Annotated in this window: 13 protein-coding genes and 1 pseudogene; 3 read left to right on the forward strand and 11 right to left on the reverse strand. The window is 63.1% G+C overall.

The window, feature by feature from the left end:
- Together Q4543_RS21780 and Q4543_RS21785 are read left to right on the forward strand one after the other, a co-directional pair.
- Nucleotides 1-810, forward strand: an 810-nt coding sequence (locus tag Q4543_RS21780) for a tyrosine-type recombinase/integrase (RefSeq protein ID WP_303441835.1), incomplete at its 5' end; no start/stop codon positions are given.
- Between the two features lie 655 nt (nucleotides 811-1,465).
- A complete protein-coding gene (locus Q4543_RS21785; RefSeq protein ID WP_303441837.1) occupies nucleotides 1,466-2,935 on the forward strand; it encodes an ADP-ribosylglycohydrolase family protein in 1,470 nt (489 codons plus the stop codon).
- A gap of 471 nt (nucleotides 2,936-3,406) precedes the next feature.
- Here the strand turns inward: Q4543_RS21785 and Q4543_RS21790 are convergent, their stop codons facing one another.
- From Q4543_RS21790 to Q4543_RS21835, 10 genes are all read right to left on the reverse strand, one after another.
- Nucleotides 3,407-4,183 carry an ABC transporter ATP-binding protein gene (locus Q4543_RS21790; RefSeq protein ID WP_303441838.1) on the reverse strand — a complete coding sequence of 259 codons (777 nt, stop codon included), beginning with the start codon at nucleotides 4,181-4,183 and terminating at the stop codon, nucleotides 3,407-3,409.
- Nucleotides 4,180-4,980, reverse strand: a complete 801-nt coding sequence (locus tag Q4543_RS21795; protein ID WP_303441841.1) for an alpha/beta fold hydrolase — start codon at nucleotides 4,978-4,980, stop codon at nucleotides 4,180-4,182. The genes Q4543_RS21790 and Q4543_RS21795 overlap by 4 nt, the downstream gene beginning before the upstream one ends.
- 1 nt (nucleotide 4,981) lies before the next feature.
- Nucleotides 4,982-5,788: an ABC transporter permease gene (locus Q4543_RS21800; protein WP_303441843.1), complete on the reverse strand. Its 807-nt coding sequence runs from the start codon at nucleotides 5,786-5,788 to the stop codon at nucleotides 4,982-4,984.
- Between the two features lie 5 nt (nucleotides 5,789-5,793).
- Entirely contained in the window at nucleotides 5,794-6,180 is a 387-nt protein-coding gene (locus Q4543_RS21805; RefSeq protein ID WP_303441845.1) for a Rid family hydrolase, read from the reverse strand.
- Between the two features lie 10 nt (nucleotides 6,181-6,190).
- On the reverse strand, nucleotides 6,191-6,889 hold the full coding sequence (locus Q4543_RS21810) for a cysteine hydrolase family protein (RefSeq protein WP_303441847.1): 699 nt from the start codon (nucleotides 6,887-6,889) through the stop codon (nucleotides 6,191-6,193).
- The gene (locus Q4543_RS21815; RefSeq protein WP_303441849.1) at nucleotides 6,886-7,899 is read right to left on the reverse strand and encodes an ABC transporter substrate-binding protein; all 1,014 of its coding nucleotides are present in this window, start codon (nucleotides 7,897-7,899) and stop codon (nucleotides 6,886-6,888) included. Before Q4543_RS21815 ends, Q4543_RS21810 begins: the two co-directional genes overlap by 4 nt.
- 133 nt (nucleotides 7,900-8,032) lie before the next feature.
- Entirely contained in the window at nucleotides 8,033-8,974 is a 942-nt protein-coding gene (locus Q4543_RS21820; RefSeq protein WP_303441852.1) for a LysR family transcriptional regulator, read from the reverse strand.
- 430 nt (nucleotides 8,975-9,404) lie between these two features.
- Nucleotides 9,405-10,058, reverse strand: a complete 654-nt coding sequence (locus tag Q4543_RS21825; RefSeq protein WP_303441854.1) for a hypothetical protein — start codon at nucleotides 10,056-10,058, stop codon at nucleotides 9,405-9,407.
- A complete protein-coding gene (locus Q4543_RS21830; protein WP_303441856.1) occupies nucleotides 9,986-10,858 on the reverse strand; it encodes a hypothetical protein in 873 nt (290 codons plus the stop codon). The genes Q4543_RS21825 and Q4543_RS21830 overlap by 73 nt, the downstream gene beginning before the upstream one ends.
- 176 nt (nucleotides 10,859-11,034) lie before the next feature.
- Nucleotides 11,035-11,856 (reverse strand): hypothetical protein, encoded by an 822-nt coding sequence (locus Q4543_RS21835; RefSeq protein WP_303441858.1) that lies wholly within the window; start codon nucleotides 11,854-11,856, stop codon nucleotides 11,035-11,037.
- Nucleotides 11,857-12,243: 387 nt separating this feature from the next.
- On the opposite strand from Q4543_RS21835, the gene Q4543_RS21840 reads away from it, so the two are divergent.
- Nucleotides 12,244-15,312 (forward strand): calcium-binding protein, encoded by a 3,069-nt coding sequence (locus Q4543_RS21840; protein ID WP_303441860.1) that lies wholly within the window; start codon nucleotides 12,244-12,246, stop codon nucleotides 15,310-15,312.
- Nucleotides 15,313-15,427: 115 nt separating this feature from the next.
- Here the strand turns inward: Q4543_RS21840 and Q4543_RS21845 are convergent.
- A pseudogene (locus Q4543_RS21845) lies at nucleotides 15,428-15,565 on the reverse strand (IS5/IS1182 family transposase); the annotation flags it as partial.
- Nucleotides 15,566-15,647: the final 82 nt, after the last annotated feature.

The raw sequence follows: 15,647 nt of genomic DNA on the forward strand, positions 1-15,647 counted from the left end.
ACGGCATCAAGCCATCAACACAAGATCAGGCCGCCGCTTGATGACCGCCCAAACACCAGATTTGACAATAGCTCCGCTGGCAGCAGCATGACGCGGGTCTTCGGCACCGTGCGGTCGATCATCAACTTCGCAGCCAGCGAGCAGGGCATCACGATGACGAACCCCTTCGCCGGGGTCTACTACGACCGGGAGGCCGGTGTCTCCGACCGCCAAGCGGTGCCCATGCCTGTCCTGAGGAAGCTTCAGCAGGAATGTCTCAAACTGGACGATGATCTTCGTTGGCTTGTCGCCTTGGTCTCGGACACGGGCATGCGCCTTGCCGAAGCTGCAGGCATGACGATGGCCGACTTCCAACGCGACGCCAGCGGCGCTCTGGTCGCCCATTTGCGTCCACATCCATGGCGGCGGCTCAAGACGAAGGGCAGCGAACGCATCGTCCCACTCGAGGGAGAAGCCCTCTGGGCAGCCGAAAGGATCCTGTCGCAAGGCGGAGGGTCCAAGTTCGCCTTCCCGCGCTACAACAAGGCCAAGACGACCAACGCGAACGCCGCCAGTGCTGCATTGAACAAATGGATGAAGACGAACGGAGGCGAAGATACCACCATGCACGGCTTCAGGCATGCCATGAGGGACCGCCTGAGGGCTGTCGAGAGCCCCGCCGACATCGTTGACCAGATCGGTGGCTGGCAGACCGAAGGCGTCGGCCATGGCTACGGCTCGGGCTACCCTGTCGAGATGCTGCGAAAGTGGATGAAGGCGGCGACGAGAGCCGACATGGTCTACGGCTCCAAGCAGTTGCGAGAAGCTTAAGCGAAACCAATGATTTACCTAGAATAATGGTACCCCCACACGGTTGTTATGTTCCCGTTGCAGGCACCTCGGCGATGGTCCGCGTCAGCAAAGCAAGGGGTATCGCCATGGACCACCCGGCGTCAACAGGCACCGGATGGTCTACAGTTTGGTCTACGGCTGGCTCATGGGGCGAGCCGCAGGGATTCTGCTCAGTGGGCGGTTTAATTAAAACGCGAGCGATACCCCTTTAGCTTTTCGAGGAAGCGCAGGATTTCTTCCGTCGGGTTCTCGCTGTGGCGGATCTTGTCCAGTTCGGCTCGAAGGCATTGGTCTGCGAAGTATCCAGTGTGTCGGAGTTGCGGAAGCACATGTTCGGCCAGATAGAAGAGGTAGTCGAAGTCCTGCCCTGCCATGTCGTCGGTACACTCGATGGGAGTGTAGAAGCGTTCTTCGCCAATCGGCGTATCAACCCAAAGGACTCCGGTTCCGGCTGGATGAAAGTTCAGTGGCAGGTCAGAACCAAGCAGAAAAGTTCCTCGGCAGGTCGCATAATCTACTTGCGTGCTTTTTAAAAAAGCATTTCATCTCAGCGAGATGGAAGCGTTTTTTGCGACCTTCGAGATTGTTTCAATTCGGGGCGTCGCCCCATATTCCAGACAAGGATTGTCCAACCATGCGGACCAGTCAAAGCCATCCTCTGCAGATCGCCGCTGTGCGGTCTGACGCCCTTCCGGGGCGGATCGGCATCACCTTCTGTCCTGGCAAGATCCAGCCGGGAGCGATGTCGGGAAGCTGGAACCGAGACCTCGGACTGGACCTCGACGCCATCGCCGCTTGGGGTGCGACGGCGGTTGTAACGTTGGTCGAGGATCACGAACTGCAGACGCTGCAGGTGCCGCGGCTCGGTGCGGAGGTGGCCGCCCGGCACATGAGCTGGTTCCACTTGCCCATCCCCGATGTTTCGGTGCCCGATGCGGCGTTCGAGGCGCGTTGGGAAACGGTTGGTCGCGATTTGTGCGACCGGCTTCGGGCGGGCTTTGATGTGGTGGTCCATTGCAAGGGCGGGCTTGGCCGGGCAGGGACCATCGCCGCGCGGATGCTGATCGAGCTTGGAGACACGCCGGACGACGCGATCGCCAAGGTCCGGACAGCGCGCCCGGGCGCCATCGAGACGGCGGCGCAGCAGCGCTACGTCCTGCGGCAACAGGCGCGCTGGGAAGAGGTGCCCGCGACAACGTCAGAGGCAGTGCGTGATCGTGCCGTCGGTGCCTTGCTCGGGCTTGCGGTCGGGGATGCGGTTGGCACCACGCTTGAGTTTACCATCCGTGACAGCCAAGGGCCGCTGACCGACATGGTGGGGGGCGGGCCCTTCCACCTGAAGCCCGGCCAGTGGACGGATGACACGGCCATGGCGCTGGCGCTGGCCGACAGCCTCGCGCAGTCGAGCGCGCTCGACGAGGCCGACCTGATGCGCCGCTTCGTCGACTGGCACGAGCGCGGCACCTATTCCTGCACCGGGAGGTGCTTTGACATCGGCATCACCACGCGGCACGCACTGGCGCGCTGGACTCGCAGTGGCGATCCCATGGCCGGGTCCACCGATCCGATGAGCGCCGGAAACGGCAGCCTCATGCGCCTTGCTCCGGTGGCCATCGCGCATCTGAACGACCGTGCCCGGCTGCGCGATGTGGCGGCGCGGCAAAGCCGGACCACCCATGCCGCCCCGGAAGCTGTCGATGCCTGCGTGGCCTATGCCGAATGCCTCGCCGACGCGATCGAGGGGCGCCCCCGTTCGGACGTGTTGCGCAACCGGTCCGAAGGCTATGCCGGGGCCATTGATGGCATCATGGCCGGGTCGTGGCGTGGCAAGCCCCGCACGAAAATCCGCGCATCGGGATACGTGGCGCATTCGCTGGAGGCCTCGCTCTGGAGCGTTGCCCGGTCGGGCAGCTTTCGCGAGGCGGTGCTGATCGCTGCGAACCTCGGCGAAGATGCCGACACCACCGGAGCGATCACCGGCCAGCTTGCCGGGGCGCTCGGCGGGGCCGGTGCCATCCCGCCGGACTGGCTGGCGAAACTTGCTTGGCGGGATCGGCTGGTGGCTGCGGCCGAAGCGCTGTTGTCGAAAACCGTGGCTGACTGATCTCGGCGCGCCGAGGGGCGGAGCCAAAGGATTGATCGCGGCTTGCGCGAGCGAAGATCCGCGGTTCACAGTCCCCTCGGGCGTATCCGCCGTGGCGGGTACGCCTGCTTTTTCCGAGGGGCGGCCGGAATTGGACTGCCGCGATTGCGGATCAATCTGCGATGCGCCCTTGAGCCTTGGTGATCCGACAAAGCCGGAGCGCCATTCCCGAAAGACCCGACAGGGGGGCAGGGCTGCCGTTAGGTCGCGCGCAGGTCATCTTCTTGTCAGAGCAGATCAACAGCGACGCCCGCTTGCGCAGCGTCGCTGTGTCACCGAACCAGATCGTCTCGCGATTGCGGGTGGGTGTTGGCCTGCACTTGGCATCCCTGCAACCGGTCGGGTTCAAAATGAGACGCCGCGACCATCAGTGCATTGCAACGACGGCAACCCGACACAAGACCGCGCAGTGTTTCTGGCAGGAACCGCGCGCTAGTGGCGCGGCGCCAGTTCGAGCTCTTGCCAGATGGTCGAGAACAACTGCTGGTATTCGGGCCGGTTGCGCACGGCGACCGGGTCGACGTCTTCACTGCCCCAAGGGGTTTCGTAGACCGATTTCACCGTGGCGGGCCGGTTGGACAGCACCACGATCCGGTTCGCCATCGAGATCGCCTCGCCGATGTCGTGGGTGATCAGGATCACGCTGCGCCCCTGTTCGCGAATGATGCGCTTGACGTCGGCTTGCAACAGGGTCCGGGTCTGGAAATCCAGTGCTGAGAAGGGTTCGTCCAGCAAGATCACCTCGGGGTCAAAGGCCAGCGTGCGCATCAGCGCCGCGCGCTGGCGCATGCCGCCCGACAGACCCGAAGGTTTCGAAGTCTCGAACCCCGACAGGCCGTAGCGGTCGATCAGGTCCTGCGCCCTGGCGCGCGCCTTGGCCTTGGCAATGCCGCGAATTTCCAAGCCCAGCGTGATGTTGTCGATCACGCTGCGCCACGGCAGCAGCAGATCCTTTTGCAGCATGTAGCCGACGTGGCCCTTGGCCTCTTCGACCTTGGTCCCGCCCACCGAAACCTGCCCTCCCTGAAGCGGGATCAGCCCGGCAATGGCGTTGAACAGCGTGGTCTTGCCACAGCCGGACGGGCCGACCAGCGCGAGAATCTCGCCCCGGTGCAGGTCCAGCGTGATGTCGCGAACGGCCTCGACGGCGGCATCGGTGCCCTCGTTGTAAACGACGCGGGCGGCGTCGGCGCTCAGAACGGGGGTCATGCTTGGTCTCCTGTCAGGAAGGCAAGGGCGATGGCGTTGAACTCATCAGGGAACACCTGGCTTGCCGCATGGGCGCCATCGGACATGATCGACAGCCTGGCGTTGGGAATGGCCTTGGCCAGCGCCTCGGAGAAATAGGCCGGGGTCAGGTGGTCATTGGCAACGCCCATCACCAGCACCTCATGCGGGATCTTTGGCAAGTCGGCGGTGCGGTCGAAGGCCAGCAGCGCGTCGATGCGGCTGGTCATGATGCCGATATCGTGGTCGCCGCCGTAGATGCCGCTTTTGCCACCCTCGATGGCGTCGATGTTGTCGCGCACCCACCAGCTGGGGTGAAGAAACAGGGGCGTTGCCTTGACATAGGCCTCGGGCCCGGCTGTCAGCAGCAGTTGCTTGCGGGTCTCGAAACAGCGTCGGAAGAAGCCATCCGCCTTGGTCCACCCCGAGGCAAGGATAATGCGGCCCAGCCGCTCGGGGTGATCCGCCGCAATCGCCTGCGCCATCGACGCACCGGTGGAATGGCCAACGAAATCGGCCTGTTCGATGCCAAGCGCATCCATCAGCGCCAGCGTATCGGCGGCCATCTGGTCAACGGAATAGTCGATCTGCGAGCGGCTCGATTGCCCGGTGCCACGATGATCGTGCAGGATGACGCGGAAATGTTCGGCAAAAGGGGCGATCTGCGGCGCCCAATATGCGCCGATGCCGCCAAGCCCGGCCACCATGATCAGCGGACGACCGCTGCCGTGTTCTTCATAGTAAAGCGCGTCGCCGTCGGGAAGGGTGATGTGCGGCATGTCAGTGCTCCATGTCGAGAGAACGTTCAAAGCGCGCCACGATGGCTTCGAGCAGCAGCGCCATGATCATCAGGCTGAAGATGCCAACCCAGACCGAATTCAGATCGTAAAGCTGCCCGGCATAGTAGACCATGTAGCCAAGCCCTTCTTCTGCCGAGATATATTCGCCCACCACCGCGCCGATCAGCGCGAAGCCGACGTTCAGCCGCAGCGCCGAGACGATCCACGGCAGGCTGCCCGGCACCACGATGGTGCGGAAGGTCTGCCAGGGCGAGGCGCCAAGCGATTTCATCAGGCGGATCAGGTCGGGGTCGATTTCCTGCGTGCCCTTGTAGGCCTGCAGGAACGCCACGATGAAGGTGATGATCGACGCAATGGCGATCTTGCTTTCCATGCCCAGCCCGAACCAGACGATGATCAGCGGCGCGAGCGCGATCTTGGGCACGCCGTTCAGCGCGATCATGTAGGGGTGCAGGATCTTGGCCCAAAGCGGCGACAGCCACAGCAGCAAGCCGCCCGCGCTGCCAAACAGACAGCCGATGGCAAAGCCGATCACCACTTCGAACCCTGTGACCCAGAAATGCCGCAGCAGCGAGCCATCGGCCAGATGCCCGGCAAAGGATTGCACCACGCCCAGCGGCGTGCCGTAGACATAGGGTTTCAGCCAGCCGAGCCACAGCCCGACCTGCCACAGGGCGACAATCGCCAGCAGCACCATGAACTGATAGGCGCGGATGCGCAGCGCGGCGTCCACCGGGCTGCGGCGCTTGATGCGCGCCGCAGGGATGGATTGTGAGTCCGTTGCCATGGCCATCACGGTTTGCCGAGATATGCCGTTGCGGCGATTTCGACCAGCAGTTCATCGCGCACCAGTTCCGAGATGATGCAGTAGCGCGCGGGCGGGTTGGCCCCGAAATATTCGGCATAGACCTCGTTGAAGGCCGCGTAATCCGCACGGTTCTTGAGGATGATCACGTTATAGCAGATGTCGGCCAGCGTGCCGCCGGTGGCTTCGACCACGCGGATGATCTCATCGATCACATAGCGGGTCTGGGCCTTTACGTCGCCCGGATGCAGGCTTTCGCCGTTGGGGCCAAGGGCAAGCATACCGGCGACGTAAAGCGTGTCGCCCACGCGGCTACCGGGAACAAAGGGGGCGATGGGCGTGGGGGCGCCTTCGGGGATGATGGGGGTGAACATGATCAGGTCCTTAGTCTGCGGGGGCGGTCAGGGTGGCGTCGACCTCGGCCAGCGTGGTGGTCCAGCCGAAAAAGGTTCTCACGTTGAACATCGTGGCCTCGTGCATGGCGCGCGGCCCGGCCTGAAGGCAGCAATCCTCGACCATGACAGGGTGGTATTCATGGGCGAAGGCGTCGCGGATCGTGGTTTCGACGCAGACGTTGGACGCCACGCCGCAGACCAGCAGCGTGCGGATCCCGCGCGAGCGCAGCATCGAATCCAGCGGCGTGTTCACAAAGCCCGAATAGCGCGTCTTGGGCACCAGCAGATCGCCGTCTTGCACGCTCAGCTCATCGATCAGCGCGTAATCCCAGCCGCCCTTGGCCAGCAGCGTGCCCTGCAATTCCGGGCGCTCGCGCATCACGCGCAGGGCGTTGGACTTGGCCTGATTGACCGAGCCCGGCCCGCCCGCCTCGGTGTATTTGGCGTCCCAACCGTTTTGCAGGAACACCACCTGCACACCATGATCGCGGCAGGTCTGGGCCAGCGTGGCAACATTGGCATTCACCGCGTCGATCCCCGACAAGTCGAAGCCGGCGATGTCAAGATAGCCGCCGCGCGCCGCATAGGCGTTCTGCATGTCCACCACGATCAGGGCGGTGGATGCGGGATCAAAGCCAACTGCTTGGGGAAGCGCCGGCAGGCTGCGCATTTCCTTGGTATCGCTCATGACAGACCAAACTCCTTCGTCGCTTTTTCGGCAAAGCTGTTGTCGACCATCTGCTCGTAGGGCAGGTCGGCACGCAGCGTTCCAACCCCGGCTTCGTGATCGATCAGCGTGCGCCATTCCTGTTCGCTGATCATCGGATTGCGCGGCACCAGCGGGACGTCGCCAAAGAAGCGCGGGCGGGCGGCGGCGATGACCTCGGGGGCGATCTGCGGGAATTCCTTGGTCGCAACGTCGATGAACAGCTGTTCATTCTCGTGCAGCGCACGTTCGGCCTCGGCGATGGCGTTGCAATAGGCCTGCACCTTTTCGGGGCTTTTTTCGATGAAATCCGCTGTCACGAAGGTGGACGAGAACAGCGCCGGGCCAAGCGCCTCGCCCAGCGAATAGACCACCTCGAGATCGAATTGCGTCGCGCCGATCGAGGCATCCCATTCGAATACGGTGGCGAAATCCGCGCGCCCATCAGCAACCGCCTGAAGCTGTGCGCCAAAGGGCAGCTGCATCCAAGTCACGTCGTTCTCAGGGTCCATCCCGGCCTGTTTCATCGCGTAGAACGGCGTGGTGTAGGTGTTGGACGGGAATTTCAGCGTGGCGATGGTCTTGCCGGCAAAATCCTCGGGGCCGTTGAAGGTGGTGCCGGGCTTGGCCACCACCCAGACCGAGATCATCCCGGCGATCTTGGCGATGTTGACCATCTGCGCGCCTTCGGCCGTGGCGTTGATCGACATGCCGCTGCCGGTGACGGCGAAATCGGCTGCGCCAGACAGAACGGCGGGCACCGGCTGGGCGATGCCGCCTGCGGATTTGAGATCCGGCGTCAGCCCGTGCTTTTCAAAGAAGCCGCCGTTCATCGCGGCGTAAAGCGGCATGTAAAGCCCAAGGTGAATGGCCTCGGAAATATTGGCGGGGGTGGCGGCGCGGGCTGCGCCGGGCAGGCCAAGACTTGCCGCGCCGGTCAATCCGGCAAGGCCAAGGACAAAGCTCCGCCGGTCCAGGGACGAATGCGTCATGGACATCTCCTGTTGGATATACTGAGTGAGCCGACCTCGTGGGCGGGCCGGATGCGATGAACCTACACCAAGTTTCTGCGTCACAAAGTGCCGATGGCGCACCGCGATGTTGCGCAAAGAGCAACGCTGAGGTCTATCCGGCGCGCAGCTCCCGGAAATGCGCCACCAGCAGCGCTGACAGGGCTTTGGCCGCGAAGGACAGCTCACGATCCCGATGCACGCAAACGGTGACCCGCGCGGCTTCGAGGTCTGGGCAATCAAGGTGTAGCGCCACGAGTCGCCCGGCAGCGACATCCTTGCGCACCATGAAACCGGGCATGAAGGCGACCGCATCACCGGTCATGGCGACGCGTTTGGTCAGTTCCAGCGAATTGGTGTTGATCGCAAGCCGGGCCGTCCCGGCGCTGCGCGCAATGGCGGTATCGACCATGCGCCGCATGCCGAACGACGTTTCCGGCAGCGCAAGCGGCCAGGCAAGCACATCACAAAGGCCAGGGCGCGGGTGGCGCGCCAGCGGATGATCGGGGCAGACAAGGCAGCAGATCGGCTCGATGTGTTCGGCCAGCGCGGCGATGTCATTGCGCATGGGACCGTTGAAGGTGATGCCGATGTCTGCCTGATCGTCGATCAGCGCCCCGACGATGGCATCGGTGGACTCAAAGCGGATGTCGAATCCGATCTGTGGGTGGCGCGCGGCGAAATCACTGATCACGGCGGGCAGAAATTCGGCCACCAGCCCTTCGGCGGCGTATAGTGTCACCTGTCCGCGATGCAGGCCGCGCAGGTCGTCGATGGCATCGCGCACGCGGTCAAGTTCGCGAAAGGTGCGTTGCGTGTGACGCATCAGCAAGGTTCCGGCCGCGGTCATGGTCATGCCCCGGCGGCTGCGTTCGAACAGCGGCGCGCCAAGGTCGTGTTCAAGTGCCGCAATGGCGCGGCTGACCGATGAGGGCGTGACGTGCAGCGTTTCGGCGGCACGACGGATCGATCCCGAACGGGCGGTTTCGTGAAAATAGCGCAGCGCGGTGAAGTCCATGGGCGTGATATGCCTGAGTGCGACGAAACTGTCATCCATCCTTGATCGCGTCGGCGAGGGGTGTGTTGCGTACATAGCGTGACGCCCGAGCGACAGGGGATGTGCGGCCCCGGGGTGACGTGGTCAAAGCCCCCAAGGCGCAGGCCGACTTCGGCGGTCGCCGGAGAGTAAAAGGCAAATCCGGGAATGGTCGGGTTCGGATTGCGGCAATTGGGCAGAACGCGGGCTTTGACTGCCCGCCTGAAGACGCTTGTGATCTGTTCTGCCTTGGTTGCCTCAATCGCATCATCATCGGCATGTCTCCGGTGATGATGAGTTCTGGCTCTTGGGGCGCCGCGCGCGACGGTGGGGTGGGTTTGCGTGATGGAGGGCCGTCCAGCACCGGCTTTCTGGACGGCACCGGCGCGGCGCGCGGCGCTTGCCAGAGGGGTTCGGGGCCGTTTCTGGACGCGGGATCGGTCATGTCTTCTCAGGGCGCGCCGAATTCGGGCAGGCCAACGACGGGATACTGGCTGCCGTCCGGCAGGTAACCCATAACGACCCAGCCGTTGATGCGGCATCCGGCGACGTCACCGCATCCCTTTTCTGCAACCTCGCGCATACAGCCTTCGAAATCCCGGATGATCGCGTAGAGCGGTGGGTAATAGGCGCGTACGAATTCCGGGGTGAAGTGCTTGATGTATTGGGTCGCACCGAAGTCGTAGGGGCTGTCTCCATTGAGATCCGGCGCGTTGGCAAGCGGCGAGAAGGCATCCGCAGGCTGGCCGCTTTGCATCTGGCCATAAAGACGTTCGATCAGGGCTACATGAGACCGCGCCGATCTTCTGTGGCAGACCAACTCTGGCCGCCTTGCATCATCGCTGCCGGAGTCGGAAACGCGCCAATCCATCGGCGCCGAGAAATTATACGGCATGCAGCCGATCAGGGGGCGGGAGTCCGGGGTCATGAAGCAGGCCGATGCCCCCGCCGGGATGAACGCCAAGGTCAGGGTGCAGGCAATTTTCGCAAGAAAAGTCACGTCAATAATCTTTCGCTCTCTGATCGAACGGATCAGGAGGTTTCCGAGTATTGATCCGGGTTCAGGAACAGCAGCTTGCCATCGGGTGTTTTCGAGACCAGCCATTCTTCTCCGAAGGCGATCTGGGTGCCAACGGTCATGCGCAGATCCCGTCCGGCCCCGAAGCATTGCGCAACAAGGGCGTTGCGATGCGGCATGACATGCACCTGTCCGCGGTCGGGACCGGTGGAGATGCTTCTGGGCTGCAGGTTTTCGACCCGGGGAAGATTGCGGAAATATTCCTGCGGGAACGGCCCGCCCGAAGACACGATGGGCCGCGCAAGGTCACGGTACACCGGGATCATCTGCGGTGCATAGCCAAGGGCGATTTCCGGAACGGTGCCGGTCTCCGAGTCGGGGTGCTGCTTGAAAAGGATAACGGCGGGCGTGGCATTGACCTCGTTCTTATAGATCATCCGGTTCCAGATGCTGGCCGATTGCAGGATCAGGTCCGTGAAATTCACCAATGTGTCGAGCGCCGCAGGATCGGCCGTGCTTAGCGTGGTTGGGCGGCGGTCATGGAACGCATCGATCGCCTCGTCGCCCGGATGCATGATGAGGTCCCAGATTTTCTGTCGGTCGAGCTGCGAGCGGGCGAAGGCCGGGATCAGTCTGAGGTTGAGCGGCAGCTCTCCCGCCTTGGCTGCGAGGATCAGCTCGCGGCAGCGCGGACACCAAGGGGCGACGAGCCCATAGACGGTCGCCGCCCGATCCTTCGGGCCAGCGCTGCGCCAGAGTGACATTTCGAGACCGGTCTGAAGATCTCCGAAACGGATCGGATCACAGTCGAAAAAGGCGGCGGCGCTTCTGGGCAAGGCGGCGCCTGCCAGACTGGCCAGAATGAGCGTGCGGCGGTTGATCGTCATGTTGATACCTCTTTAAACAACTGCCTTTCGGCACAGTCTCGCGCGTGACGTCCGGGCGAGAGCGAAACAATGAAGCGCTTTGGGAAGGCGGATGGGCCTTTGACCGATCGCAGCAAAAGACCTTGCCGGGTGCGATCATGGCAAGAGCACAGGTGGCGCATGCTGCAGTCATGGGGCTACTGGGTGTAGAAACCCGACCTGCGGGCGAATTGCAGCGCGTCCGTGGAGGTGAAGGCACGCACCGCCACCCAGTCTTCGCCGCCGAACGCGACCGTGCCGACGCTTGGGTAGGCGCTGTTGGCGCGGATCTGATCGACGAATGGCGCATCCGGGACCGGTGCGGCGAAATAGGGGGTGTCGGCCTCGCGCGCAAAGAAATTCTGCGCGCTGCGGCTGACCTGCGGCGCCGCGCGCAGATAGTCGCCGTAGCGCGCAGGGTCGGGGGCCGTGGCAGCCTGCGTGGCGCAGAATTCACCGATCTGATCAAGATACATCCATGCGCCCATGATCGAGACAATGGAATCATTGCCGCCATCGCGCAGCACGACCGAGGGATAGGCAAAACCCACCGGGGTGGCGCTTCCGACATTCTCTCCCAGCGTCATGGAGCCGAAATCGGGCGCCATGAGATGCCCCGTGACGAGGTTGATATGGCCGAAGAGGTCGCTCGCGCGCGGCGAAAGCGCCGGATTTCGCGCACCGGTATCGTTGTAGAACAGGCCGACCTGATCATCGGCATCGCTGAAAAAGGCGTTGACCACGGCGGGCCCGTATTGGCGAAAGCCCATGAAGACAAAGCGGTAATCGATGTCCTGCGGCGTCGCCAGAATGGTCTCGTAAAGTTGCTTGCAAAAGGGGCACCAGGGCGCGGCGATCACATAGGCCGCGCGCTTGGCGCCGCGGCGGGTGGAAAGCCAGGCCGATTTCTCCATGTTTGCGAGAATATGGCCGGGTGTGAAGGTAACACCCTGAGCGAGCGCCATGTTTGGCAAAAGCAATGACGATGCTCCCGCAAGAATGGCGGATCGACGTGTAAACATTAAATATCCCTCGCACTATACTACCCGCAAAGGGTAGCCGGGAATCTTGCCGTGGCATAATATTTTCCTGCCCTTTGCAGACCATTTCGGCGGGGATTGGCAGAGGTTGCCCGATGTGCGACAGCGCCCGGCTTGCCTGCCTGTTCACAGCTCCGGCTACCTGATCGCCCCGGCAACACATCCCTTCGCAAGCCTCGCTCACCAACGCTTGCGGCGTTGCAATGGCGGATTGACATCAAGGTAAACCGAAGGTTGACGCAACGTCATCTTTGGCGCAATCTTAGCCTGCAACCAGAATTTTGCGCGAATTCCTTTCAAACAGCTCACATGAACACGGAGGTTTTCATGGCGACGCAAGGTAATGACACCCTTTTTGGTACCGCGGGCGACGATACGATCAACGGTCTCGGCGGAGACGATCGCATCGAGGATTTTGAAGGCGGCAACGATAGTTTCATCGGTGGCACAGGACGCGACACGCTGATCGGCGGCGATGGGAACGACACGCTGCGCGGCGGCGCGGATGAGGACAACCTGCGCGGCGGGAATGGCAATGATCTGCTCGACGCATCGGGCGGCAGCGCGCAAAGCCACGATTATGGCGACTGGATCGAGCCGGGGCTGGGACAGGATACCATCCTTGGCCATGCCGGCGCTTTTGCCACCGACAACAATGGCATCAACCTCAGCTACGAGGGCCTGACCGGCACCGGCGGGCTTGTGCTGATGGTTGGAAACAACGGCTCGGGCACGGCGGTGTCGAACATTCCGGGCCTGATCAATGATATCTTCACCTATGCCGTCCGCTTCCGGGGCACCATGGACAACGATCTGATGACCGGGTCGGGCAATGATCACTGGGAAGGCTGGGAAGGCAGCGCCGGGTTTGACACGCTGCATGGCAACGGCGGCTATGACGAACTGCTCTATAATCAGGAGCATTACGCAGGCGGCACAGGCGCGGTGACGGTGAACTTTGCCACCGGTCTGGCGACGGACAGCTTTGGCGACACCGATAGCTTCAGCGGCATGGAGGCGGTGCGGGGCACCGCCTTGGGCGATCATTTCACCGGCTCTGCATCGCTGGACTATATCAGCTATCGCGGGTTGGACGGGGCGGACACCATCACCGGCTCCGCCAGTTATGACCACGCGGATTACTCGAACGATGGCAATTGGGGCGGCACGGCGGGCATCCGGGCCAACCTTGGCGCCGGAACCATCGTCGACGGATTTGGCATGACCGACCGGGTGAGCCTCATCGACGAGGTGCGCGGCACCGATGCGAACGACAGTATCAGTGCCGGAAGCTACGGCGGCGATGTGCGTTTCTGGGGCGAAGACGGCAATGACACGCTTCGGGGCGGCGCAGGCGATGACAGTCTGGAAGGCGGCGACGGCAACGACCGGATCGTCGGAAACAATGGCAATGATCGGCTAAATGGCGATGACGGCAACGACACGCTGATCGGTGGAAACGGGCGCGACCACCTGCGCGGCGGTGCGGGCAACGACCGGCTCGACGCCTCGGGTGGCAATGCCGCAAGTCAGGAGGGCGGCGATTACATCGAGCCGGGCCTTGGCAGCGACACCATCCTTGGCCACGCCGGGCTTTGGGCCACGGGAGAGGGCAATGACCTGTCGTGGCGCGACGTGGGCGGGGTCGGCGGGCTGGTGATCAGCGTCGGGGCCAATGGCACTGGCACGGCGGTTTCGGGCGCCGCGGGGGCGGTCGACGACAGCTTCAGCTATTTTCATCTGTTCTTCGGCTCGCAGGACGACGACCTCTTCAATGGCTCCGACGAAGATCGCTGGGAGGCATGGGGCGGTTTTGCCGGAAACGACACGATCCACGGCAATGGTGGCTATGACGAGTTGCTCTACGACGATGAGATCGACGACGGCGGCACTGCTGGCGTGGTGGTGAATTTCGTGACCGGGATCGCGACCGATGCTTTTGGGGGCACCGATACATTCACCGGGATCGAAGCGGTGCGCGCCACGGCAGAGGCAGACCGGCTCATCGGCTCGGCCAGCATCAACTTCATCAGCTACCGGGCGATGGAGGGGGCCGACACCATCACCGGCAGCAGCAGCTGGGACCGCGCCGATTACAACCGCGACGCATCCAGCGGTGGCAACGCGGGCATCAATGCAGATTTGGGCGCCGGAACCATCGTCGATGGCTTTGGCGACACCGACGTGGTTTCGCAGGTCGAAGAGGTGCGTGGCACCGATTACGCCGATCGCATCGTCGCGGGCAGTTTCGGCAGCTGGGTCTGGCTTGATGGCGAGGGCGGTGATGACACCATGGGCGGCGGCGCCTTCGATGACACGTTGCGCGCCGGTGATGGCGACGACCGCGCTTGGGGCAATGGTGGCGCCGACAGCCTGATGGGCAATGACGGCAGCGATACGCTGTTTGGCGATGCCGGTAACGATGTGCTCGAGGGCGATGCGGGCGACGACCATCTCGAAGGGGGCACACAGAACGACTCGCTATACGGGGGCGATGGCAATGACACCGTGCGCGGCGACAACGGGGCGGATCGCGCATGGCTGGGCGTTGGCAACGATGTCTACACCGATACCGCGCAGGCCGGGGCGAACGGAGCGGATTCCGTCTGGGGGGGCGCCGGGGCTGACAACATCCATGGCGGCGGCGGAGCGGACCTGCTTAGGGGCGAGCTGGGCAATGACACGCTGATCGGCGGCAGCGGCGAGGATACCTTGCGCGGCGGCGCCCATCGCGACCTGCTTGATGGCAACGCCCAGGGCGACCGGCTGTTCGGCGAAGGCGGCAACGACACCATCCGGGGCGAGGGTGGCAATGACTCTGCCTGGGGCGGGGCCGGGGCGGACACGCTGAACGGGGGGGCTGGCGATGACCTCATGCGCGGGCAAGGGGGGAACGACTCCCTTATCGGCGGATCGGGGGTAGATGCGCTTTACGGCGACGTTGGCGCCGACACGATCCGGGGCGGCAACGGAACCGACAGTGCATGGCTCGGCGCAGGGAACGACCTTTATTCGGATACGGGGCAGGGCGGGAGTTTCGGTCGAGACTCGGTTTGGGGCGGCTCGGGCAATGACACCATCAACGGTGGCGGCGGGGGGGACGATCTGCGCGGGCAGGCCGGCGCCGACCGGCTGATCGGCGGTGGCGGAGACGATACGCTGCATGGCGGCGAAGGTGCGGATGTTTTTGTGTTCATCGGCGGCGGCGCGGACATGATCGGCGATTTTGCGCTCGCGTTCGACGCGATCGAACTGCATGCCGGAACGTCCGATACTGACGATCTGACCTTCACCGATGAAGATGGCGGCGCGCTTCTTGCCTGGGCGGGAGGCTCCGTGCTCGTTGTCGGCCTTACGGCCACGGAATTGGCATCCGCGACGGTCGAGCTGCTTTAACGGCTTGCTGAAATTGTCCAATGGTCGGAACGGTTTCCCGGCATCAGGGTATTGTTGCGTGATCGCCATGCCTGTCGGCGCGTTTGTCGCACGCAGCTGGTTGGTTGCTTACGCGTCACGCCGTTCGCAACCGGTGCAGTCTGGCGAGGGTGCTGGCGTTCATGATTAGCATGAACCGCGCCCGGACGCGCTCAACGCCGCGATACATGGCTTGTTCCATACCGCTGGCGGTCTTTGCCCAGCCGAATGCCTCTTAGATGTCACATCCCGGCAGGTAATATGGCTGTTTCTTGAACAGCTCTGGCTTGAGTTTGTGCCAGTCCTTCATCGCGTGC

Source organism: Salipiger sp. 1_MG-2023 (assembly GCF_030547555.1).
Taxonomy (GTDB): Bacteria; Pseudomonadota; Alphaproteobacteria; order Rhodobacterales; family Rhodobacteraceae; genus Salipiger.